The sequence below is a fragment of the Bradyrhizobium sp. JR3.5 genome, assembly GCF_054057015.1.
Window position 1 is genome coordinate 1486604 of the sequence record NZ_JBSRYV010000002.1, and the last position, 22945, is coordinate 1509548.

Sequence of the window (22945 nt, forward strand, 5' to 3'; positions counted from 1 at the left end):
GTTCGCGTGAAGAAAACGCGTCAAAACCAGAATCTAGCGCCCCGTTCCGATTCAATCGGAACGGAAAAGGCTTTTGGGGAGCACCGGACGCAGCGCAGGCACGGCGCTGCATCCGGGATCCGATCATCGCGGATCAGTACTTCTTGGTTGCAGGCGCCATCTCGGAACCGCCAGACTTCGGCGTCGTCGCGTGGCCGCTGCCGACCGTTCCCTTGTTGCCCGACTTGGCGCTGGTGCCGCTCTTTTGCGTCGGCGAAGTCGGCTGCGCCGCCATTTCCTCATCGCCGCTGCCGGACATGCCGCCACCCTGCTGCATGGTCCCACTGCCTTGTGCGCCGCCGCGAAGCTGGGTGCCCGGTGCAGCCGCCCCCTGGGCCAGGACGGGGCCGGCCATCGCGGCCGTAATGGCAAGGGCGAGCACGCTGGTCTTTGCAAACGTCATCTATTTCTCCAGGACTTTGATTGACGATGGACGGAGCGGCGCAGGTGTGCGCCGTTTGCAGCGCCGACCCTGAACCCCATCGCGCGAGATTGAATTTTCCGCAAACGGCGCACGCGCAATGCAAGCGGCGTCGTGTGGTGATCGTGCAGGGATTTCGCGGCCATTTCGCGGATTTGTCGTCCGCATATGCGGCAACGATCGGTTCCGCGCCAGATCGCCGCCCAGCTTTGTTCTGCTGTGAAACAGCCCGCTACTACCAACGGCCGATTTCAGCCTCCTACAGTCAGCGCACAGAGGCGGTGATGTATATGACAAAGCTGCGCGCGAGGTGGACGTTGGCGCTGGGATTTTGCAGCGCGATGTTTGCAGTGCAAATGACGTCTGCGCAAATACCGTTGCCTGCCGCCAAGCCGCCCGAACGGGGCGACGCTGTTCAAGCAGCAATGCGCGACCTGCCACACGACCAACATTTCGGATCCGGTCCGGCAAGGACCGTCGCTCTACAAGGTCGTCGGCCGCCATGCCGGCAAGGCTGACGGCTTCAAATATTCCGCGGGCTTCGCCGGAGCGGATTTCGTCTGGGACGACGCAAGGCTCGATGCCTGGCTGACCAATCCGCAAGAGGTGATCCCAGGCGCCGTGATGGCCTACCGGCAGGCCAAGCCGGAAACCCGCGCCATGATCATCGCCTATCTGAAGGAGCTGAACTGAATGGCGAAACCCGTGCATTCGATGATCCGCGTGTTCGACGAGGCCAAGGCGCTCGACTTCTACAAGCGCGCGTTCGGGCTCGAGATCGCGGACAATCTGCGATTTCCCGACTTCGCGCTGATCTATCTGCGCCATCCCTCCTCGCCCTTCGAGGTCGAGCTCACGGTCAATTTCGACCGCAAGGAGCCCTACACGCTCGGCGACGGCTACGGCCATCTCGCTGTCGTCGTCGATGACCTCGATGCCGAGCATGCGCGTTTCGAGAAGGAGAAACTGTCGCCCGGGCCGCTGCGCGACTTCCAGCATGACGGCAAGACGCTGGCGCGTTTCTTCTTCGTCTCCGATCCCGACGGCTACAAGATCGAGGTGATCCAGCGCGGCGGGCGCTTCGGCTAATCCAATTGCAAAATAAAATTACGGAGGAAACCCATGAGAGAAATCGATCGACGCAGCAAATATGACCGGCGTGTGTTCCTCAAAGGCGCGGCTGCTACCGCACCGGCGGTCGCGATTGCGACATCGACCGGGCTTGGCATCACCGATGCGTGGGCCGATGAGGCGGGCACGCTGACGCCGGCCACGATGAAGACGCTGCTGAAGGTGGCGCGCGACATCTATCCGCACGATTTCCTCGGCGACAGCTACTACATCACCGCAGTGAAGCCGTGGGATGACAAGGCCGCCAAGGATCCAGCGGTGAAATCACTGATCAATGAGGGCGTCGCGAGACTCGATCAGGCGGCCAACGACCGCCACAAGATGCCTTATGTCCAGGTCGCCTGGGAGAACGATCGCGTCGCGTTGCTGCAGCAGATCGAGCAAAGCGCGTTCTTCCAGAAGATCCGCGGCGACCTCATCGTCTCGCTCTACAACAACAAGGAGGTGTGGCCGCGGTTCGGCTACGAGGGCTCCTCCGCCGAGCATGGTGGTTACATCAAGCGCGGCTTCGCCGACATCGACTGGCTGCCGAAGGCTTGAACGGACAACGCCCAGGAGGACACAATGGCAAAATTCGATCTGAATGACAGCGGCGTTGTCGTGATCGTCGGCTCCGGTGCCGGCGGCGGAACGCTCGGCAATGAGCTGGCGCAGAAGGGCGTCAAGGTCGTGATCCTCGAAGCCGGACCGCGCATCGAGAACCAGGACTTCATCAACGATGAATGGGACAGCTTCACGCAGCTCGCCTGGTCCGACGCGCGCTCGACCTCAGGAAGCTGGCGCGTCCACCAGGATTTTCCGGGCCTTCCGGCCTGGATCGTGAAGGCGGTCGGCGGCTCGACCACGCATTGGGCCGGCGCCTCGCTGCGCTTCGACGAGCACGAGTTCAAGATCAAGTCGGCCTATGGCGGCATCCCCGGCGCCAACCTGCTGGACTGGCCGATCACGCTCGCCGAGATGGAGCCTTGGTACGCCAAGGCCGAGGACAAGATGGGCGTCACCCGCACCAACGGCATCCCCGGGCTGCCTGGCAACAATAACTTCAAGGTGATGGAGGCCGGCGCCAAGAAGCTCGGCTACAAGGAAGTGCACACCGGGCGGATGGCGATCAACAGCGAGCCGCGCGACGGCCGCGGCTCCTGCCAGCAGATCGGCTTTTGCTTCCAGGGCTGCAAGTCGGGCGCCAAATGGTCGACGCTTTACACCGAGATCCCGAAGGGCGAAGCCACCGGAAATCTCGAAGTGCGCCCCGGCAGCATGGTGATCAAGATCGAGCATGACCAGTCCGGCAAGGTCATCGGCGTGGTCTATGCCGATGCGACCGGCGCGATGCAGCGCCAGAAGGCCCGCGTGGTTGCGGTCGCCGGCAACTCGATCGAGAGCCCGAGGCTCTTGCTCAACAGCGCCTCCAGCATGTTCCCGGACGGGCTCGCCAATTCGTCGGGCCAGGTCGGCCGCAACTATATGCGGCACATGACCGGCAGCGTGTATGCGAGCTTCGAAAAATCCGTGCACATGTATCGCGGCACCACGATGGCCGGCATCATCCGCGACGAGGCGAAGAACAATCCGAGCCGCGGCTTCGTCGGCGGCTACGAGATGGAGACGCTGTCGCTCGGCCTGCCCTTCATGGCGGCGTTCCTCAATCCCGGCGCCTGGGGACGCAGCTTCACCAGCGCGATCGAGGGCTATCCGCGGATGGCCGGCATGTGGCTGGTCGGCGAGGACATGCCGCAGGAGACCAACCGTGTCACGCTGGATCCGAAGATCAAGGACAAGTTCGGCATGCCGGTCGCAAGCGTGCATTTCGACGATCATCCGAACGACGTCGCGATGCGCGATCACGCCTACAAGCAGGGCGCCGCGGTCTATGAGGCGGTCGGCGCCACCGTGACCTATCCGACGCCGCCCTATCCCTCGACCCACAACATGGGCACCAACCGGATGAGCGAGAAGCCGCGCGATGGCGTGGTCAACAAGTTCGGCCAGACCCACGACATCAAGAACCTGTTCGTCTCCGACGGCAGCCAGTTCACGAGCGGAGCGGCGTGCAACCCGACGCTGACGATCGTGTCACTGGCGATCCGGCAGGCCGACACGATCGCCGGCGCAATGCAGCGCAAGGAGATCTAGGGTCCCTCTAACTGAAGCGGCCCTTGTCCAATTCGGACAAAGGCCGCTTTTCTTTTGCGCAACGGATGGGCGGAAATTCTATTCCGCCGCATCCATGATCGCCGCAGCCGCCGGACGATAGTCCGGGACGACAGCCGGCGCATTGGCCTTGGCGCGGTAAATCAGGCAGGAGCAGCGCAGCAGCGAGGCAAAATTGTTCACCTCGCCATGATGGTCGAGCACCTCGTTGTGCAGGGTGGTGAGGAACTTGGCCAAGGTCATGCCTTCCTTGGCCGCGATTTCCTCCAGCGTATCCCAGAACGACATTTCCAGCCGGATCGAGGTGCAATGGCCGTCGATCCGCAACGAACGGGTCTGCGATTCATAGTCACGCTGCGGCTGGTGCGCGAAAAGATGGCACATGGCGTTCCTCCGGCGAGAACTTATAATTTTTCTAAACGATATACCTGTGCGTGCAGCCCCACAATCGCGACGTAGGGGGTAACGGACCGGACGCCGAAGACGAGCGTCTTCAAGGCGATAGGCCGGAATCATCCCCAACGTGCGGCCGATGGGCCCAGCCCTCCCATGCATTTGCCGGCGCGGCGACTTATAGTAACCGCAAGCCTCGAATCGCTTTCCCAACGTTCAACCCATGCCCGTCCGCCAGCTTCCCGAACAGCTCGTCAACCGCATCGCCGCCGGCGAAGTGGTCGAACGCCCTGCGAGCGTCGTCAAGGAACTGGTCGAGAACGCAATCGACGCCGGCGCGAGCCGGATCGACGTATTCACCGACGGCGGCGGGCGGCGGCGGATCGGCATCACCGACGACGGCGGCGGCATGACGCGCACCGACCTCGCGCTTGCGGTCGATCGCCACGCCACCTCCAAGCTCGACGACGAGGACCTCTTGCGCATCCGCACGCTCGGGTTCCGCGGCGAGGCGCTGCCGTCGATCGGCGCGGTCGCGAAGCTCGGCATCACCACGCGCCATGCCAGCGAACCGCATGCCTGGTCGCTGGCGGTCGAGGGCGGCGAGAAGTCGGAGGTCATGCCGGCTGCGCTCGGGCAGGGCACCCGCGTCGAGGTCAACGAACTCTTCTACGCAACGCCGGCGCGGCTGAAATTCCTCAAGACCGACCGCACCGAGGCGGAGGCGATCCGCGAGGTGGTGCGGCGCCTCGGCATGGCGCGCCCCGACATCGCCTTCACGCTGGCCGGCGAAGAGCGTGCTCCGGTCACCTGGGCCGCCGCGCTGCCCGGCGCGGCCGGCCGGCTGACCCGGCTCGGCGATATCCTGGGCGCGGATTTCCGAGCCAGCGCGATCGAGGTCCGATCCGAGCGCGAAGGCGTCGTGGTCGAGGGCTTTGCCGCCGCGCCGTCGCTGACCCGCGCCAACGCGCTCGGGCAATATCTGTTCGTCAACGGCCGCCCGGTGCGCGACAAGCTGATCCTCGGCGCGGTGCGCGCGGCCTATTCCGACTATCTGCCGCGCGACCGCCATCCGGTCGTGGCGCTGTTCGTGACCTGCGACCCGCAACAGGTCGACGCCAATGTGCATCCGGCCAAGACCGAGGTGCGCTTTCGCAATGCCGGCCTGGTGCGCGCGCTGATCGTGCACGCTCTGAAGGATGGCCTTGCGCGCGAGGGCAAGCGCACCGCGGCCAACACCGCCGATGGCGCCGCGCTCTCGGCGTTCCGACCCGCCTTCACGCCGGCGCGCCCAAGCAATTGGGACTGGCGCAGCTCGCCGTCCTATCCGGTCAATCCGCTGCGCGCGTTCGAAGGCGCGGCGGCGCCGGCCTTCGCCGAGCCCGGGCAGGCCGCCTTCGACGTCGGCACGCCGACCGCCGATGTCCGCTTCGAGGCGGCGGCCGCGCCCGATCTGCTCGACCGGCCGCTCGGCGCTGCGCGCACCCAGATCCACGAGACCTACATCGTCTCGCAGACCCGCGACGGCCTGATCGTGGTGGACCAGCACGCGGCGCATGAGCGCATCGTCTACGAGAGACTGAAGGCCTCGCTGGCGAAGAACGGCGTGCAGCGGCAGATCCTCTTGATCCCGGAGATCGTCGAGCTCGATGAGGCGACTGTCGAAAAGCTGCTCGATCGCGCCGAGGAACTGGCATCGTTCGGGCTCGCGATCGAGTCCTTCGGTCCCGGTGCGGTCGCCGTGCGCGAGACGCCCTCTCTGCTCGGCAAGGCCAATGCGGCCGGGCTGCTGCGCGACCTCGCAGAACATATGGCCGAGTGGGACGAGGCGCTGCCGCTGGAGCGCCGGCTGATGCATGTCGCCGCCACCATGGCCTGCCACGGCTCGGTCCGCGCCGGGAGACGCCTCAAGCCGGAAGAAATGAACGCGCTGCTCCGCGAGATGGAAGACACGCCGAACTCCGGCCAGTGCAACCACGGCCGCCCGACCTATGTCGAATTGAAGCTGAGCGATATCGAGAAGCTGTTCGGGCGGAGATAACCGCCGCACATTCCGTCGTCCCGGGCAAGCGAAGCGCGACCCGGCAACTGTTATGTTGATGGAGCGATCTTGTAGGGTTTTCGGTCGCGCATCATGGCATTGAGGATGGTCAGCAGCTTCCTGGCGACAGCAATGAGGGCGAGCTTGGCCGGTTTGCCGGCCTGGCGCAGCCGGTCGTAAAAGACCTTGAAGCGACCAGCGCGGCGAACGGCGTTGAGGGCGGCCATGTAGAGGGCGTCACGGACGCGCTTTCGTCCGCCGCCGATCCTGCGCTTGCCACGATAAGCCCCGCTATCAACGTTGAAGGGAGCTAGGCCCGCAAGAGCGGCCACCTCCTTTGGCCCGACATGTCCGAGTTCCGGCATCTGGGTGATGAGTTGCATGCAGGCGACGGGTCCCACACCGGGCAGGGAGCGCATCAGCTGTGCATCGTCCGCGAGCTCCGGCTCGGCTTTGACGAGCGCGCTGATCTCGGCTTCGATCTCGACGATCTCATCATTGAGGACCTCGATGAGGCGGCCGATGCGTTCGGCCATGGCGAGGTCCTCGGCCTCGCTGCGGCGGTTCTTTTCCTGGGCTCGCATGGCGACCAGTTGGTCCCGCCGTTTTGCGAGCCTCGCCAATGCGTTGCGGGCGGCCGTCGCGGCCTGCTCGGTGGCAGGCTGCATGGCACGCCCAAAGGCCGCCAGCATTCGCGCGTCAATCGGATCGGTCTTGGCGAGCTGGCCGCCGGCACGGGCAAAGTCGCGGGCACGAGCCGGATTGATCCGGGCAAAGCAGATGCCGGCCTGACGCAGCGCCTCGCGAAGCGCGAGGTCGTAGACACCCGTGGCCTCAAAGACCACCAGCGCATCGCATCGCCAACGCGCCACCAGCTGTGTGATGGCCTGTGTCGCGTTGGCGATGCGCTCCGGCACGCCTACGGCTTCATCAAAAATATCGAGATGGTGTTTGGAGACGTCGATTCCGACGCAACGAAGAGCTAGGATCACGGTGCCTGTCCCTGTGATGCGAGGTCTGTTGGCGCAGCCTCGTGCAACTGTTCAGGTTGATAGATGGAACGGGCGGGGGACCGAGCCGCGGCTCACGGCGTCAAGCGCCAAGGACCCAACGGCTTCCCGCCCACCGCCATCATGGCAGACTTTCCAGACACAGGGACCCATAAGCTCCGATGTCTGGGTCGAGAGAAGTTGGGGCCACAACGCGCTTCCAAAATGCACATTTGTGGTTATGGGTCCCTGCTCCCGTGCGCAATTGCGCACTAGGCAGGGACGACAGATCAGGGCATCCTACGAAACCGATCGCGCGAACACCTCCAGCGCGGTGCGCAACTGCGCGATCCATTCATCGCCGTCCTCGAACCCGCCTGCCGCGATCCGCTTATACACCTGATCGAGATCGTCACCATCGGCTGCGTGCTTGCCGACCTGCCGCGCAATCGCAGCATAGCCCTCCGTCAGCAGCACCAGACCCGGCGCATTCGCGGCAACATATTGCTCGTGCGCCTCGCGGAAGAGCTGCGAGGCCTCGTCGTATCGGCCGAGCGCCAGATCGAACGCCCCCACCATCCAGACGCCCGTTGCCTCGCGCAGAGGTCCGAGCTCCAGGGTCCGCACCAGCCCGAGCGAGCGTTCTGCAAGCTCGCGCGCGGCCAGCAGATTGTCGGGGCTGATCGGCTTGTCGGAAACGCTCCAGCCCGGCCAGCAATCGGCAGCCGCGTTGAACGTCCACCGCTGAACCATCATGAGCGCTTCACGCGCGTCACCATGCTGCGCGCCGCGATGGCGCTCGATCTGGTCGGCGGCGTCGCGTGCGGCTGCGAGCAGCGCTGCGTCATCACCCGTACCGCGCAACGCCTTGACCTGCGTCTCCAGCTGATCGGCCAGCCCGGCAAGAGTGTCGGCCATGGTGCGCGCTCCGCAAGCGATGTTGAATCAGTCTCGGGGTGAAGAAGGCGCAACCAGCATAAAGTCAGCGGATGACGCTGACACCAACGGGCTCTACACTTTTTCGCGAAGGAACACGAACTCGGTGTCGTCATACGCACGCCGCTCGAGCTCCTCGAACCCCGCGGGCGCCGCGAACGCCGCGGCCTTCGCCTCCTCCACCACGAGCAGCGCGCCCGGCGTCAGCCAGCCGCCGTCGCGCAGCGAGGCGAGCGCCTTGTCGGCGAGCCCCTTGCCATAGGGCGGATCGAGAAACACCAGCGAGAACGGTTCGACCGGATGCGCCGGTCCGAGATCGGTGGCATCGCGGCGATAGACTTTGGTCGTCCCGCCAAGGCCGAGCGACTCGACATTGTTGCGCAGCAGCGCCCGCGCCTCGGCGCCATTGTCGACGAACAGCGTGAACTTGGCGCCGCGCGAGGACGCCTCGATGCCGAGCGCACCGGTGCCGGCAAACAGGTCGAGCACGCGCGCATCCTCAATCGGATTGTCGTAGGCGTGGATCAGGATGTTGAACACGGACTCGCGCAGGCGGTCCGCGGTCGGACGGATCTCGCGGCCCGACGGCGACGCGAGATTGCGGCCCTTCAGCCTGCCCCCGACGACGCGCATCAGAATGCCCTCACTGCTTCGGCACGGGTAGTCGGCTCCCCTCCCCCTTGTGGGGAGGGGTTGGGGAAGGGGGTGCCCCACGGGCAGACTGCCCGTGTGGCACCCCCTCCCTGCCCCTCCCCCACAAGGGGGGAGGGAACGGAGAGAGCGTTGATCGCGTCGTAGCGAACGAACACGACTTATCCATCGTCGCGACGCCCCTACTCATCCTTCGGCGTGAGATCGCGCTTGCCGTGATAGCCGCGCTTGGGGCGGCGCGGCGGGCCGTAGCCGTTGGCCTCGTCCTCGTTGCGGGCGCGGGCTTCCTCGCTGCCGGTGCGCTGCACCAGCACGCGGCGGCCCTTGCGGTCATTGATCGTTTCGCGCTTGCTGGGCTTCGGCTTCCTGGCGGGCGCATCGTCGCCGTCGGCGGCGTCACGCTGCTCCGGCCGCGTGAAGTCCGCACCTGCGACCTTGGCGATCTTCTCGCCGAGCTGCTCGCGCAGCACCCGCGTCTTGACCTCCTCGACCTTGCCCTCCTCGAGCTCGCCGAGCTGGAACGGGCCGTAGGAGATCCGGATCAGCCGGTTCACCTCGAGCCCGAGATGCGCCATCACGTTGCGCACCTCGCGGTTCTTGCCCTCGCGGATCGCGAACACCACCCAGACGTTGGCGCTCTGGTCGCGCTCCAGCGTCGCGTCGATCGGTCCGTATTTGACGCCGTCGACCTCGACGCCGTCCTTGAGCTGGTCGAGCTGGCCCTGCGTCACCTCGCCATGCGCGCGCACGCGGTAGCGCCGCAGCCATCCGGTGTCGGGATGCTCCAGCGTCCGCGCCAGGCCGCCGTCATTGGTGAGCAGCAGCAGGCCCTCGGTGTTGAAATCGAGCCGGCCGATCGAGATCAGCCGCGGCAGGCCCTCGGGCAGATTGTCGAACACGGTCGGCCGTCCCTCGGGGTCGGCATGCGTCGTCATCAGCCCGCGCGGCTTGTGATACATGAACAGCCGCGTCCGCTCGCGCGGCGGCAGCGGCTTGCCGTCGACCGCCACGACATCGTTCTCGGTGATGTCGAGCGCCGGCGAGTTGATCACGCGTCCGTTGACGGTGACGCGGCCCTGGGTGACGATCTCCTCGGCATCACGGCGCGAGGCGAGGCCGGCGCGCGCCAGCACCTTGGCAATGCGTTCGCCCGCCTTCTTCGGCTTCGGCTCGGGACGCTCGCGGCGGTCATCAAAGGCACGTTCGCGATAGGCACCGCGGCCACCGAACGCCGGGCGCTTGGCAAAGACCTTGCTGTCGTCCTCATTCTCGCGGCGCGGCCGATCTCCGAAACGGCCTTCGCTGCGCGGATGCTCCTGCCAGTCGGTACGGCCTTCGGGGCGCTCGCGGTGGCGATCGCCGGCTTCGTCGTCACGACCCCAGCGCGGCCGGCTGAACTTCGGCCGATCATGGCGATCGCCCTGCTCGCGATCGTCGCGGGAGCGCGAGAACCGCGGCCGCTCGCCGCCGCCGCGATCGTCGCGCGGCCTGTCGTAGCGCGGCTTGTCGAAATTGCGCGGGCCGTCGCGGAACGGACGCGAACCACGCTCCGGACGATCGGAGCCGCCCTCGCGCTTCTGCCACGGCTTGGATTCGCCGCGCGGCGGCCGGTCGCCAAAGTCCTTGCGCGGGCCCCGATCGCCGCGATCCCCCGCACCGCGCTTGAACTTGCTGTCGCCACCGAATTTCCGTGCGGGCCGGTCGCCATCGCGCGAAGGACGGTCGCCGAACGATCGCTCGCCACGCGGCGTATAGGGCCGCTTCTCGCCGTCACGTTCGCGCGGCGCGTAAGGCTTCCTGTCGCCGAACTTCCGATCGGAAGACCGCCCCGCCGGGCGCGCATCATCGCGATCGCGCCGCGGCGGGCGATCGTCGCGATTGAAGTTCGGACGGTCGCCGCGGGGCGTGTAGGACCGCTTTTCGCCCCCGCGGTCTTCGCGCGGCTTGAACGAACGCTTTTCGCCATCCCCGCCGCGATCAAATCTCGGCCGGTCGCCGCGCGGCTTGAACGTGCGCTTCTCGCCATCGCCGTCTCGGGCCGGACGATCGCGGAATGGCCGATCGCCACGGGCATCATCGCGATTGAACCTCGGCTTGTCGCCGAACTCGCGGCGCGGCGGACGGTCCTCGCGATCGCCGCGATAGGGCCGCTTCTCGCCATCGGCCTTGCCGGCAAACTTCTTGTCGTCAAAGCCGCGCTTGGCGAATTTCTTGTCCGGTCCACGGGCGGCGCCGGAGCGGCCCTTGCCACCGCCGGCGCGGCCTTTTCCGTCGCCGGCGCGGCCCTGGCCACCGCCGGGCCGATCACGCCGGCCGCGGGAATCGTTGTTTTTGTCGCTGTCGCGGGGCATGAATAATCTCGCTGGACGTTCAATTGGGGTGCAAGGGCAGCCGGGCGTACGCGCCCTGTTGGCAGCGCATTTGACGCAAAACCGGCATCCACTTTTGCTGAAGGCGAAGCTACTAGCAGGTTTCTTCCGATGATACGAGGCATGTCAGCCCCTTCTTTCATGGATTTGGCGCTGAAAACGGCCGAAAATGCCGGAAAAGCCGGCGAAGTTCCGATCGGATGCGTGATTGTCCGGGGTTACGAGATCATCGCCACCGCCAGCAATCGCACCCTCACCGATCGCGATCCGACCGCCCATGCCGAAGTCCTGGCGATCCGGCAGGCCGCCGAGGCCATCGGCACCGAGCGGCTGGTCGATTGCGACCTCTACGTGACGCTGGAGCCCTGCACCATGTGCGCCGGCGCGATATCCTTGGCCCGCATCCGCCGGCTGTATTACGGCGCCGCCGACCCCAAGGGCGGCGCCGTCGAGTCAGGCGTGCGGTTCTTCGCACAGCCGACCTGCCACCACGTCCCGGAGGTCTACGGCGCCGTCGGCGAGACCGAGTCCGCGCGCCTCCTGCGCGAGTTTTTCCGGGAGCGGCGGTAGACATCCTGCGAATGTAGATCCGTCATCCTGAGGAGCGCGGAACGCGCGCCTCGAAGGATGAATCGGCCCGGCCGGTGGCCGTCGATCCTTCGAGACGCGCGTTCCGCGCTCCTCAGGATGACGGGACAAAAACTACATCACCCCGCCAGGAAAAACTCCCGCAGCAACTTCGCCGTCGCGTCCGGCGCCTCCTCGGGCAGGAAATGCCCCGACGCCACCGGCGCGCCGCTGACATTGGTCGCCCAGTTCTTCCAGGTGTCGAGCGGCGTGGTTGCCGCGCTGGCAACGCCGGCATCGCCCCACAATGCCAGCATCGGGATCGTGATCTTCCTGCCGGCATCGACGTCGGCCTTGTCGATCTCGTAGTCGGCATAGGCGCCGGCGCGGTAGTCCTCGCACATCGCATGAATGCGGGCGGGATCGCGGAACGGCGCAAGGTAATGCGCGAGCGCGCGCGGATCGATCGCCTCCAGCGTCTTGGTCCTGGTCTGGCTCGCCATCTTCTCCTTGAGGAAGAATTCGCCATTGTTGGAGATCAGCGTCTCCGGCAGCGGATAGGGCTGCGCCAGGAACGCCCAGTGGTAGATCTTGAGCGCCGAAAGCCGATTGAGCTTCTGCCAGTAGTCATAGGTCGGCGCGATATCGAGCACGGCGAGCTTCGACAGCCGGCCGGGATGATCGAGCGCGAGCCGGTATGAGACGCGGCCGCCGCGGTCATGACCGGCGAGTGCGAAATGCACATGGCCGAGCTGCTCCATCGCCTCGACCATGGTCTTCGCCCAGGCCCGCTTGGTGTACGGCGTATGGTCCTTGTCGCTGTCGGGCATGTCGGACCAGCCGTAGCCCGGCAGGTCGGCGATGATCAGCGTGAATGTGTCGTCAAGCTTCGGCGCGACCGTGTGCCACATCACATGCGTCGAGGAAAACCCGTGCAGCAACAGCAGCGGCGGCCCCTTGCCGCCGACGCGGGCGAAGATGCGGCCCTGCGAGGTGTTGATCCATTTGGATTCATAGCCGGGAAAAAGATCAGCGAGATCAGGCATCGGTGGCTCCCCCGGTCGCGTGCGCCGTGCTTCAAACTTTGTTCGGCGTTGCCGCTGGCAGGCGAGGTTTATGCCATCCTCGAGCCCAACCAACAACAACACGAAACGAGGAAGTGCCATGTCGATCGATTTCGAGATTCCCGCTGAAGCCAAGGCGATCCGCGAGAAGGTCCGCAAATTCGTGCACGACGAGTGCATTCCGGCAGAAAAGGAACTCGACACCAAGCCGCTTGCCGAGGTGCTGGCGCCGCTGCGCAAGAAGGCCCGCGCGCAGGGCCTGTGGTGCCCCTTCGTGCCGAAGGAGTATGGCGGTATGGGCCTCGGCCCGCTCGCGAATGCGCTGGTGCAAATGGAGCTCGGTGAGAGCATGCTCGGCGCGCTCTCGATGAACACGCAGGGGCCGGACGACGCCTCGATGATGACGATCCTGGCGCACGGCACCGAGTACCAGAAGGAGAAATTCCTCAAGCCCCTGCTGAACGGCGAGAAGCGGATCTGCTTCTCGATGACCGAGAAGGCCGCCGGCGCCGACGCCACCGGCATGCAGACCACGGCCGTCAAGGACGGCAACGAGAACTACATCCTCAACGGCGAGAAATGGTTCTCCTCGTCGGCCAGCGTCGCCGACATGGCGCTTGTCATGGCGAAGACCGATCCGAACGCGCCGCGCCACAAGCAGTATTCGACCTTCATCGTCGAGCTGCCCAACCCCGGCTACCGCATCAAGCGCAACGTCGCCAACATGGCGATCGAGGGCCCGCACGATGACGTGATCCACGGCGGCCACTCCGAGATCGAGATCAAGGATCTGAAGGTGCCGGCCGACAATTTGCTCGGCGGCGAGGGCAACGGCTTCAACATGGGCCAGCACCGCCTCGCCTACGGCCGGCTGCGCCACGGCATGCACAACGTCGCCAAGGCACAGCGCGCGCTCGACATGGCGGCCGCTCACGTCACCAAGCGCTCGACCTTCGGCCAGTTGCTGGCCGACCGCCAGGCGGTGCAGTTCATGCTCGCCGATTGCGCGAGCGAGCTCTATATCGGCCGGCTGATGCTGCTGCACATCGCCTACAAGGCGGAGAAGGGCCTCGACATCCGCCAGGAGAACTCGATCGCCAAGATCTTCCACGCCCACATGGTGCACAAGGTGATCGACACCGCGATCCAGCTCCATGGCGCGCTCGGCTTCAGCCAGGATACGCCGCTGGCGAAATGGTACACCCAGGTGCGCTCGCAGCGGCTGGTCGATGGTCCCGACGAAGTGCACAAATGGAAGATCGGCAAGAACGTCATCAAGGCGTTCCGCGAGCACGGCACCACCGCGAGCGCGGCGGGTGGGGATTTGCTGTAGTCGGCAGCGGCGTCCCACACACCCATCGTCATTGCCGGGCTTGACCCGGCAATCCATCTCACGAAGGGACTTTCTCGAAGGCGATGGATGCGCGGATCAAGCCCGCGCATGACGAGCGAAAAGTGCGGCGCGAGCTAGCCCGTCGGCTTTTCCGCCTCCACCGCCTGCCAGGCGATGTCGCGCCGGCAGAATCCCTCCGGCCATTTGATGCGATCGACGGCCTGATAGGCGCGGTCGCGCGCCTCGGTGACCGTCTTGCCCATCGCGCAGACGTTCAGCACCCGACCGCCGTTGGCAAGGATTGCGCCATCCTTCGCTACGGTGCCGGCGTGGAAGATCTCGACGCCGTCGACCTTGGCGGCGTCATCGAGGCCATCGATGCGCGTGCCCTTGATGTAGTCGCCGGGATAGCCCTTGGCCGCCATCACCACCGTCAGCGCCGGGTCCGGGTACCAGCGCAGATCGAAATTCCTCAGTTGGCCGTCGCAGGAGGCAAGGAAGGCCGGCACGATGTCCGACATCATCCGCAGCATCAGCACCTGGCACTCGGGATCGCCGAAGCGGACATTGTATTCGAACAGCTTTGGGCCCTGCGCGGTCAGCATCACGCCGGCATAAAGCACACCCTTGAACGGCGTGCCGCGGCGCTTCATCCCGGCCACCGTCGGCAGGATGATCCGCGCCATGATCTGGTCGTGCACCTCAGGCGTCACGAACGGCGTCGGCGAATAGGCGCCCATGCCGCCGGTGTTCGGGCCCTTGTCGTGATCGAACACCCGCTTGTGGTCCTGCGCTGAGGCCAGCGGAATTGCGGTCTCGCCATCGCACAGCGCGAAGAAGCTGATCTCGCGGCCCGACAAAAATTCCTCGATCACGACCTCGGCGCCGGCCGAGCCGAATGCGCCCTCGAACATCATCGCAACAGCGGCTTCCGCCTCGAGCAAGGTCTGCGCCACCACGACACCCTTGCCGGCGGCGAGCCCATCGGCCTTGACCACGATCGGTGCGCCCTGGGCGCGGACATAGGCCACCGCGTCCTTCGCATTGTCGAAGCGGCGATAGGCGCCGGTCGGAATGTTGAACTCGCTGCAGAGGTCCTTCGTAAAGCCCTTGGAGCCCTCGAGCTGCGCGGCCTGCTTGCTCGGCCCGAACGCCTTGATGCCGACGGCGGCGAGATCATCGACGATGCCGGCGGCGAGCGGCGTCTCCGGACCGACCACCACCAGATCGACCGTATTGCGCCGGCAGAATTCGATCACCGCGGCATGGTCGGCGACATCGAGCGCGATGCACTCGGCCTCGCGCGCGATCCCGGCATTGCCCGGCGCGCACCAGAGTTTCGTCACCAGCGGAGATGCGGCGATCTTCCACGCCAGCGCATGTTCGCGGCCGCCGGAACCGAGCAGGAGGATGTTCATCTGTGTCGCCGATTAGAGGGGTTGTAACGCCGTTTCGTCCGGTTTAGCACGCTCCCGGACCGCAGCAACCAGCGGTTCGATCAGATGTGGATATGTGATTCGACGCTTGAAACGAGGCGTCCGGACCTTGCACACGGGGTCGAAAACCCCGATTCTATAGGCCAGATGACCGCTGCTCCGAATCTCGTCAACGCGCCCGAATTCACCGTCTCGGAACTCTCCTCCGCCCTGAAGCGGACGGTGGAGGACCGCTTCGGCCATGTCCGCGTCCGCGGCGAGATCTCCGGCTTCCGCGGGCCGCACTCCTCCGGCCACTGCTATTTCGCCCTGAAGGACGAGAGCGCCAAGATCGAGGCGGTGATCTGGAAGTTTGCCCACGCCCGGATGCGCTTCAAGCCCCAGGAAGGGCTCGAGGTCATCGCCACCGGCAAGCTGACCACCTATCCGAACTCCTCGAAGTACCAGATCGTCATCGATTCGCTGGAGCCGGCCGGCGTCGGCGCGCTGATGGCGCTGATGGAGGAGCGCAAGAAGAAGCTCGCGGCCGAGGGCCTGTTCGACGAGGCCCGCAAGCAGCTGTTGCCCTGGCTGCCCGAAGTGATCGGTGTCGTCACCTCGCCGACCGGCGCCGTGATCCGCGACATCCTGCATCGCCTCGAGGATCGCTTTCCCCGCCGGGTGCTGGTCTGGCCGGTCAAGGTGCAGGGCGACGGCTCGGCCGAGCAGGTCGCGGCCGCGATCCGCGGCTTCAACGCGCTGCCGGAGGGCGGCCGGATCCCGCGGCCCGATCTGTTGATCGTTGCGCGCGGCGGCGGCTCGCTGGAGGACCTGTGGTCGTTCAACGAGGAGATCGTGGTCCGCGCCGCGGCCGAGAGCCATATTCCGCTGATCTCGGCAGTGGGGCACGAGACCGACATCACGCTGATCGACTTCGTCGCCGACAAGCGCGCGCCGACGCCGACCGCCGCAGCCGAAATGGCGGTGCCCGTACGCAGCGAGCTGTTCGTCGAGGTCACAGCGCTCGCCCGCCGCACCATGGTGTGCTGGCAGCGCGGCCAGGAGGCGCGCCGCAACGAGCTGCGTGCCGCGGCGCGTGCGCTGCCGGCGGCGAACGAACTGCTGGCGATCCCGCGGCAGCGGCTCGATCATCTCGCAGCCGGGCTGCCGCGCGGGCTGAAGGCCAATACGCACGCACATTTCCGCCGTTTCGCCGCGTCGAGCTCGCGCCTCACCATCGGCGTGCTGCGCGGCCAGGTCGCGCATGCAAGGCAGAGGCTGACCGTCTCGGGCGAACGCATCGCGCTGTCGGCGCGCTCGCTGCTGCATCACCGGCGCGAACGCTTCAGCGGGGCTCGAGATCCGGCTCAAGGCCTCCAAGCTCGCCAACGCGAAGGCCCAGCGCAACGCGATCGCGCGCGATCTCGAGCGCACCCACCGCCTCGCCGAGCGCGCCCGCCGCGCGCTGGTGACGACGCTGCAGCGGCTCGAGGCGCGCGTCGCCCATCGCAGCCAGCTGCTGTCGGCGCTGTCCTATCGCGGCGTGCTGGCGCGCGGCTTTGCGCTGGTGCGTGATACGCAGGGACACGCGATCCATTCGGCCGCGGCGGTCGGCCCGAACGCCGGCCTGTCGATCGAGTTCGCCGACGGCCGCGTCGCTGCCACCACGAATCCTGATCAGCCCGCGGCGACGGCGACGCCCGAGAGCCAGCCGAAGCCGCAGCCGCGCGAGGTGAAACCAGCGGCGCCGAAGCGCGTCACCAAGCCGGTCGATCAGGGCCGCCTGTTCTAGAGCATGTTGTTTTTTGCCGGAATCGGGATTCCCAGAAGGGACAATTTCTGATTCAAACTCCATTGCTGGAACGGGGGCCAGCATGGATGACGCGACCCTATTCGGAAGATCTTCGTGAACTCGCTCTGGCGCGGGCTGACGCGGGCGAGACCGTGCGTTCGATTGCAGAAGCGCTTCAGATCAGTCCTTCCTGTGTGACAAAGTGGAAGAATCTGCGGCGGGAGACCGGAGGCGTTTCTCCCGGCAAGATCGGCGGTCACAAGAAGCCGGTTCTGTCCGGCACCAATGCCGACTGGCTGCGCAAACGCATTCGCTCCGGCCCATTCACTTTGCGGAAGCTGACGCAGGAACTGGCTGCGCGCGGGATCAAGACCGACGTGCGGGCAGTGTGGACGTTCGTCCATGCCGAAGGGCTGAGCTTCAAAAAAAACGATCCTGCCGGCCGAACAAGATCGTCCCGATATCGCGCGTAAACGGACGCGCTGGAAGACCCATCAGGGCAGGATCGACGCCTCGCGCCTGGTCTTTATCGACGAGACCTGGATCAAAACCAACATGGCGCCGCTGCGAGGCTGGGGACCGAGTGGGCAACGTCTCCAGGCGTCTGCGCCTTTCGGCCATTGGAAGACCATGACCTTCATCGCGGCGCTGCGCCACGACCGGATCAGCGCGCCATGGGTCATCGACGGCCCCATCAATGGCGAGCTCTTCACCCTCTATGTCGAGCAGGTGCTGGCGCCGACCCTCGCAAAGGGTGAACTCGTCATTCTCGACAATCTCGGCAGTCACAAGGGCAAGGCGGCGCGCAACGCCATCCGCGCCACAGGAGCCCATCTGCTCTTCCTGCCGCCCTATAGCCCCGACCTCAATCCGATCGAGCAGGTCTTCGCCAAGCTCAAACACCTGATGCGAGCCGCGCAGCCGCGTGATGTCGAAGCGACTTGGCGCAAGGTCGGCGAACTCCTCGACGTCTTCTCCAAGGAGGAGTGCGCCAACTATCTCAAAAATTCAGGGTACGTTTCCGTATAAACACATCATGCTCTAGTCTAGCGCGCCAGCCACTCGGCGACTTGCTTCTGCGCGTCCTTGCGCGCGCTCGCATCGGTGCCGATGTGACCGGGCTCCGTGATGTCGACATCGGACGAGGCCGCGACCGCATGCAGCGGCAGGTTGGCGCGGTCGAAATCGTGATAGGCCTCGGGATAGACCACGATCCGCGCCAGCGCGCTGCGGCCGCGCGCGCCGTCGACCATCTGGTGGCAGGCCGACGATGACGTCACATCGTCGCGCGCGCCGATCAGCACCAGCGTCGGCACCCGCGCGCTCCAGCCAAGGCCGGACGAGGTGCGGCAGTCCGGATAGAACGCGACCGCCGAGCGGAAGTCCGGCTCGACATTGCGCGACCACATCTGCGGCCGCACGGCCCACAGCAAGGCGGCCGCGCCGTTGCCCCAGCCGATCAGGCTGATGCGGCTCTTCGCCACCCATTTCTGCTGCACCAGCCATTGCCGCGCCGCGTTGATGTCGGCAACCCGCGCACGGCGGGTCTGGACCTGGTGCTCCTTGATGCGGCACTGGGGTCCGAGCTCGCGCGAGCCGTAGCTGTCGGGCAGCAGCACTGCATGGCCTGATGTGAGCAGTTGCTCGGCCCAGTCGCGATAGCGCGGTGCTACCTGCTCGGAACGGCCGGCAAGACCGCCGCAGCCGTGCAGCGCGATGACCGTCGGGAACGGGCCATCGCCGTCGGGCCGGTAGAGCTGCGCGTGCAGCGTGACATTGCCTTCGGGAATTTCGACCTGATGCGGGGCCGGAAGCGGCGCCGCCGCCGCGGCCGGCACGGCAAGCATGGCGAGGCACATGAAAACTGACTTGAGGCGCATCCGATCCGGCCGGCTCGTTATGGCGCCGCAAACACAGCGGACCACACCTGCAACGCTACCATGCGCGTCTGCCGCCAAATCATCACAAGTCGGTGGTTTAACGGGCGGACATGACCCCCTATCTGTGATAGATGGCTTGGTAAATATCCAGGTGGCCTCGTGCGAGGCAAGGCGGAGAGCTCAAACGTGCTGAACAAGTTCGGTCCCTCGGGCCATGGCGAAGCGCAGGTGCAATATCTCGACGGCGATTTCCGCGTGATCTCGCCTGGCACCTTTGTGCGTTGTGCCATCACCGACGTCCGGATTCCGCTCGACGAGCTGAAGTACTGGAGCGTCGACCTGCAGGAGGCCTACGCCACCCCGACCGCCGTGCTGCAGCGCCACCATCCCGGCGTGCTCAAGCCGCAGGCCTGAGCTCAACTCCAGGCTCATTTGCGCAGCCTCCTGTCCCGCGCCTTGAACAGCTGATCGGTCACCAGGCGCCGCAGCGCGGCAGCATCCTCGAATTGCAGCGTCACCGCGAACGGCACGATCGCCTGCGCCCAGGCCGGCATCCCGGCCGGACCACGCAAGCGCGCCAGATCCTTTTCCGTCGTCACCAGCGTCAGGGCGTCGCTTCGCCCGTCGGCGACGAGCTGTTCGATCTCATCCTTCGTGAAGGCATGATGATCGGGGAAGGCTCTGTTGCGCACGACGTCGACGCCGCTTGCGCGCAGCGTGTTGAAGAAGCGCGCGGGATCGCCGATGCCGGCGAAGGCGAGTACGCGCTGACCGCGCAATGCGCTCCATGAGGCCTCATCGGGCCTCAGATGCGCCGGCAATATCGGCTTGCCACGGGACGCGAGATCGGCCGCAATCTTCTGCGCCGCGCTCCCCTCGCCGACCACGATCAGCGCGTCGGTCCGCTCCAGCTGCGGCGACAGCGGTGCGCGCAACGGTCCTGCCGGAATGACGCGGCCATTGCCGACGCCGCGCGTGCCGTCGATCACGATCAAGCAGCTGTCCTTGAGCACGGATGGATTCTGGAAGCCGTCATCCATCAGGATCACGCTTGCGTCCTGCGCGCGCGCCAGCGGCAGGCCTGAGGCACGGTCGCGCGAGACGACGACCGGCAGTGTTGCCGCCATCATCAGCGGCTCGTCGCCGACATCGGCCGCCGTGTGGCGGTCACGATCGACCTTGACCGGGCCGGCAAGCCTGCCGCCATAGCCGCGGCTGAGCACCACCGGCCGCTCGTCGAGCTCGCGCAGCAGTTTTGCCAGCGCCAGCACGGTCGGCGTCTTGCCGGCCCCGCCGACATGGTAATTGCCGACGCAGATCACGGGAATGCCGGCATCGATGCCGGAGCCCTGCATCCGCCGCGCGGCCACCGCGCCGTAGAGCGCGGCAAGCGGTCTCAACAATTGCGATGTCCAAGACGATGGCCGGTGCCAGAAGGCCGGCTCACGCATTGGCGGCTCCCATCTCGAGCTGCAGCTGCAACAGATACGGCTCGAGAGCGGTCACCGTGCGCTCCAGCGCGCCACCGAGCTGTTCGACGACGCGCTCGGAGGCCGCAAGCGAGGCATCGCGTGCCGCGGGATCGGCGAGGAACTGGCCAAGCTGCTTGACCAGCGCTTCCAGATCGTCGGCGCGCCGCGCACCGCCGGCACGATCGAGCGCGTCGTAGACCTCGGTGAAGTTGAAGACGTGCGGGCCGTGCACGATCGCAGCGCCGAGCTTGATCGCCTCGATCGGGTTCTGGCCGCCATGCGCGACCAGCGAACCGCCCATGAACACGATCGGCGCCAGCCGGTAGAACAGGCCGAGCTCGCCCATCGTGTCGGCGACATAGATATCGGTGGTCGCGACCGGCAGGTCCTCATGCGAGCGCAGCCCGGGACGCAGGCCTGCTTCCGTCACGAGCCGCGCCACGGCCGCGCCGCGCGCGGCATGCCGCGGCACGATCACCGTGAGCAACCCGGGGAAGAATCCGGCGAGCGATTTGTGCGCCTGGATCAGGAGCTCTTCCTCGCCGGGATGGGTGGACGCGGCAACCACGATTGCGCGGCCGCGCGTCACCGACATCAGCCGCTCCAGCTTGGCGGGATCGGCCGGCGGCGCCGCGACGTCGAGCTTGAGGTTGCCGGTGACCATGACGTTTGGGCTGCCGAGCGCGGCAAAGCGTTCGGCATCGGTCTTCGACTGCGCGAGGCAGATGTCGAACCGTCCGAGCAGCGCCCCGATGGTGTTGGAGACCCGGCGCCAGCGCGGGAACGAGCGCTGCGACATCCGCCCGTTGATCAAGACCATCGGCAGCCGCCGCGCGGCGCTCGACAGGATCAGGTTCGGCCACAGGTCGGACTCGATGAACAGCGCCAGCGACGGATGCCAGTGATCGAGGAAGCGCGCGACATAGCGCGGCGAGTCATACGGCACGTATTGATGGATCACATCGGGCGGAAAGCGCTTGGCCACGATCGCGGCCGAGGTCACCGTGCCGGACGTGAGCAGGATGCGCAGATTGAGCGCGCGCAGCCGCTCGATGAGCCCGACCGCCGCCAGCACCTCGCCGACGCTCGCGCCGTGAATCCACACCAGCGGCCCCTGCGGCCGGACATCGCCGCTCATGCCGCGCCGCTCGCCGACGCGTTCGGGATCTTCCTTGCCGAGCTTGAGCCGCCGCTTGATCAGCGCAGGCGCGAGCGGCACCATCGCGGACGACAGCTTGCGGTAGACGCGCAACGTCATCGGTAGCGAGCTAGCCAAGCGTTGCCTCCGGCCGCCCGACGGCTGCATAGGCGCGCCGGGTCGCTTCGTTGAGAAGATTCTCCACGTGCTGCCGAAGCTTTTCCATCGTCGCGGCATCGGCATCGGGCGGCACATAGACCGGCTCAATACCTACCACTGCGCCGCGTCCGAATGGCAAATTGATGGTCGTGGAATCCCAGTTTTTCAACCGGATGAATCGGCTGGTGACCATCGCAAAGGGGATGATCGGCCGGCCGGTTTCCCGCGCCAGCATGATGGCCCCGAGACCCGCCACCCGCGCCCGCTTCGGCACGTCGGCCGTGGTGGCCATGTTGCAGCCGCCTTCCAGCGTCCGAACCATCTCCAGGAAGGCGCCGACGCCGCCCTTGCGATGGAACGCGCCGGAATGGTCGCCGGAACCCCTGATCGTGCCGATGCCGAGCCGCTCGACCGCGAGGGCGTTGAACTCGCCGTCGCGGTGGCGGGAGATCAGAACCTTGGCGCGGTAGCTGTCCTTGGTCTTGATGAACGGCGTCATGAAGTGCTGGCCGTGCCAGAACACGAAGATCGCCGGCATCAAGGGCTCGACGATCCCGTATACGTCATGCGGCTGATAGATGAAGCGGTTGGTGTACCACACCAGCCGCAGATACTCGGCCGCAAGCACACCCAGCACGCGCTGCACGAAGCCGCTGCGCAGCAGATCGCGAAGAAGTCGTTTCAATGGGAGTGCTTTGTGTCCTGCTCAGGATCGAGCAACCGGTGGAGGTGAACAACGAAATAGCGCATCTGGGCGTTGTCCACGGTCGCTTGCGCCTTCGCCTTCCAGGCCGCATAGGCGGTCGCATAGTTCGGGTAAACGCCGACGATCTCGACTTCGTCCAGGTTCTTGAAGGTGTTGTGCTCGAGATCGGTCAACTCACCGCCGATCACGAGGTGAAGCAGCTGTTGCTGGGCATTGTCTGACATGATGGTTTTCCTAACGAGATGCCCGGCAAGCAAATGAAGTCGTGGTCGTCACAAGTCTGGTCGTCACGAGTCTG

Annotated in this window: 21 protein-coding genes and 2 pseudogenes; 10 read left to right on the top strand and 13 right to left on the bottom strand. The window is 65.9% G+C overall.

What is annotated here, in order from left to right; all coding sequences use genetic code 11:
* Window positions 1–133: 133 nt before the first annotated feature.
* Entirely contained in the window at window positions 134–442 is a 309-nt protein-coding gene (locus tag ACVWW1_RS23875; protein WP_207832718.1) for a hypothetical protein, read from the bottom strand.
* 374 nt (window positions 443–816) lie between these two features.
* Here ACVWW1_RS23875 and ACVWW1_RS23880 point away from each other — a divergent pair.
* The 4 genes and pseudogenes from ACVWW1_RS23880 to ACVWW1_RS23895 all read left to right on the top strand — a co-directional run bounded on the left by ACVWW1_RS23880 (window position 817) and on the right by ACVWW1_RS23895 (window position 3724).
* Window positions 817–1153 (top strand): annotated as a pseudogene (locus ACVWW1_RS23880) (c-type cytochrome).
* Complete coding sequence (locus tag ACVWW1_RS23885; RefSeq protein WP_456657633.1) at window positions 1154–1549, top strand: VOC family protein; 396 nt, start codon at window positions 1154–1156, stop codon at window positions 1547–1549. It abuts the pseudogene before it with no gap.
* Window positions 1550–1582: 33 nt separating this feature from the next.
* Entirely contained in the window at window positions 1583–2131 is a 549-nt protein-coding gene (locus ACVWW1_RS23890; protein WP_456657634.1) for a gluconate 2-dehydrogenase subunit 3 family protein, read from the top strand.
* Window positions 2132–2155: 24 nt separating this feature from the next.
* Window positions 2156–3724: a GMC family oxidoreductase gene (locus ACVWW1_RS23895; RefSeq protein WP_456657635.1), complete on the top strand. Its 1569-nt coding sequence runs from the start codon at window positions 2156–2158 to the stop codon at window positions 3722–3724.
* A 78-nt stretch (window positions 3725–3802) separates the two neighbouring features.
* Here ACVWW1_RS23895 and ACVWW1_RS23900 read toward each other — a convergent pair whose 3' ends face one another.
* Entirely contained in the window at window positions 3803–4126 is a 324-nt protein-coding gene (locus tag ACVWW1_RS23900) for a ribbon-helix-helix domain-containing protein (protein WP_176529268.1), read from the bottom strand.
* Window positions 4127–4358: 232 nt separating this feature from the next.
* Here ACVWW1_RS23900 and mutL point away from each other — a divergent pair, with 232 nt between their 5' ends.
* The gene (mutL, locus tag ACVWW1_RS23905) at window positions 4359–6176 is read left to right on the top strand and encodes a DNA mismatch repair endonuclease MutL (RefSeq protein WP_456657636.1); all 1818 of its coding nucleotides are present in this window, start codon (window positions 4359–4361) and stop codon (window positions 6174–6176) included.
* A gap of 50 nt (window positions 6177–6226) precedes the next feature.
* Here the strand turns inward: mutL and ACVWW1_RS23910 are convergent, their stop codons facing one another.
* The 4 genes from ACVWW1_RS23910 to ACVWW1_RS23925 form a co-directional block, all read right to left on the bottom strand.
* Window positions 6227–7168, bottom strand: coding sequence for an IS110 family RNA-guided transposase (locus ACVWW1_RS23910; protein WP_456657637.1), 942 nt, complete (start codon window positions 7166–7168; stop codon window positions 6227–6229).
* A 297-nt stretch (window positions 7169–7465) separates the two neighbouring features.
* Window positions 7466–8083: a hypothetical protein gene (locus ACVWW1_RS23915; RefSeq protein WP_456657638.1), complete on the bottom strand. Its 618-nt coding sequence runs from the start codon at window positions 8081–8083 to the stop codon at window positions 7466–7468.
* 93 nt (window positions 8084–8176) lie between these two features.
* Complete coding sequence (rsmD, locus tag ACVWW1_RS23920) at window positions 8177–8734, bottom strand: 16S rRNA (guanine(966)-N(2))-methyltransferase RsmD (protein WP_456657639.1); 558 nt, start codon at window positions 8732–8734, stop codon at window positions 8177–8179.
* 200 nt (window positions 8735–8934) lie between these two features.
* Window positions 8935–11103 carry a pseudouridine synthase gene (locus ACVWW1_RS23925; protein ID WP_456657640.1) on the bottom strand — a complete coding sequence of 723 codons (2169 nt, stop codon included), beginning with the start codon at window positions 11101–11103 and terminating at the stop codon, window positions 8935–8937.
* A 129-nt stretch (window positions 11104–11232) separates the two neighbouring features.
* On the opposite strand from ACVWW1_RS23925, the gene ACVWW1_RS23930 reads away from it, so the two are divergent.
* Complete coding sequence (locus tag ACVWW1_RS23930) at window positions 11233–11691, top strand: nucleoside deaminase (protein WP_173638554.1); 459 nt, start codon at window positions 11233–11235, stop codon at window positions 11689–11691.
* Between the two features lie 137 nt (window positions 11692–11828).
* Here the strand turns inward: ACVWW1_RS23930 and ACVWW1_RS23935 are convergent, their stop codons facing one another.
* Window positions 11829–12734, bottom strand: a complete 906-nt coding sequence (locus tag ACVWW1_RS23935; protein ID WP_456657641.1) for an alpha/beta fold hydrolase — start codon at window positions 12732–12734, stop codon at window positions 11829–11831.
* Window positions 12735–12852: 118 nt separating this feature from the next.
* On the opposite strand from ACVWW1_RS23935, the gene ACVWW1_RS23940 reads away from it, so the two are divergent.
* Window positions 12853–14085: an acyl-CoA dehydrogenase family protein gene (locus ACVWW1_RS23940; protein WP_097671618.1), complete on the top strand. Its 1233-nt coding sequence runs from the start codon at window positions 12853–12855 to the stop codon at window positions 14083–14085.
* A gap of 134 nt (window positions 14086–14219) precedes the next feature.
* On the opposite strand, the gene purD is transcribed toward ACVWW1_RS23940, so the two are convergent.
* Window positions 14220–15503: a phosphoribosylamine--glycine ligase gene (purD, locus tag ACVWW1_RS23945; protein ID WP_456657642.1), complete on the bottom strand. Its 1284-nt coding sequence runs from the start codon at window positions 15501–15503 to the stop codon at window positions 14220–14222.
* A 165-nt stretch (window positions 15504–15668) separates the two neighbouring features.
* Here purD and xseA point away from each other — a divergent pair.
* Window positions 15669–17292, top strand: a pseudogene (xseA, locus tag ACVWW1_RS23950) (exodeoxyribonuclease VII large subunit).
* An 86-nt stretch (window positions 17293–17378) separates the two neighbouring features.
* A protein-coding gene (locus ACVWW1_RS23955; protein WP_456655323.1) for an IS630 family transposase occupies window positions 17379–18321 on the top strand; the annotation gives its coding sequence in 2 pieces (ribosomal slippage) (window positions 17379–17714 and window positions 17716–18321; 942 coding nt in all).
* Window positions 18322–18338: 17 nt separating this feature from the next.
* Here the strand turns inward: ACVWW1_RS23955 and ACVWW1_RS23960 are convergent.
* Window positions 18339–19172: a dienelactone hydrolase family protein gene (locus tag ACVWW1_RS23960; protein ID WP_456657643.1), complete on the bottom strand. Its 834-nt coding sequence runs from the start codon at window positions 19170–19172 to the stop codon at window positions 18339–18341.
* Window positions 19173–19358: 186 nt separating this feature from the next.
* Here ACVWW1_RS23960 and ACVWW1_RS23965 point away from each other — a divergent pair, with 186 nt between their 5' ends.
* The gene (locus ACVWW1_RS23965) at window positions 19359–19586 is read left to right on the top strand and encodes a DUF2093 domain-containing protein (RefSeq protein ID WP_016848019.1); all 228 of its coding nucleotides are present in this window, start codon (window positions 19359–19361) and stop codon (window positions 19584–19586) included.
* 14 nt (window positions 19587–19600) lie between these two features.
* Here ACVWW1_RS23965 and lpxK read toward each other — a convergent pair whose 3' ends face one another.
* The 4 genes from lpxK to ACVWW1_RS23985 are packed head-to-tail and all read right to left on the bottom strand — an operon-like array spanning window position 19601 to window position 22871.
* Window positions 19601–20623 (bottom strand): tetraacyldisaccharide 4'-kinase, encoded by a 1023-nt coding sequence (gene lpxK, locus ACVWW1_RS23970; RefSeq protein ID WP_456657644.1) that lies wholly within the window; start codon window positions 20621–20623, stop codon window positions 19601–19603.
* Window positions 20616–21950, bottom strand: coding sequence for a 3-deoxy-D-manno-octulosonic acid transferase (locus ACVWW1_RS23975; protein WP_456657645.1), 1335 nt, complete (start codon window positions 21948–21950; stop codon window positions 20616–20618). Before ACVWW1_RS23975 ends, lpxK begins: the two co-directional genes overlap by 8 nt.
* The gene (locus ACVWW1_RS23980; RefSeq protein ID WP_176529255.1) at window positions 21913–22626 is read right to left on the bottom strand and encodes a lysophospholipid acyltransferase family protein; all 714 of its coding nucleotides are present in this window, start codon (window positions 22624–22626) and stop codon (window positions 21913–21915) included. Before ACVWW1_RS23980 ends, ACVWW1_RS23975 begins: the two co-directional genes overlap by 38 nt.
* A complete protein-coding gene (locus tag ACVWW1_RS23985; protein ID WP_456657646.1) occupies window positions 22623–22871 on the bottom strand; it encodes a DUF4170 domain-containing protein in 249 nt (82 codons plus the stop codon). Before ACVWW1_RS23985 ends, ACVWW1_RS23980 begins: the two co-directional genes overlap by 4 nt.
* Between the last annotated feature and the right edge of the window lie 74 nt (window positions 22872–22945).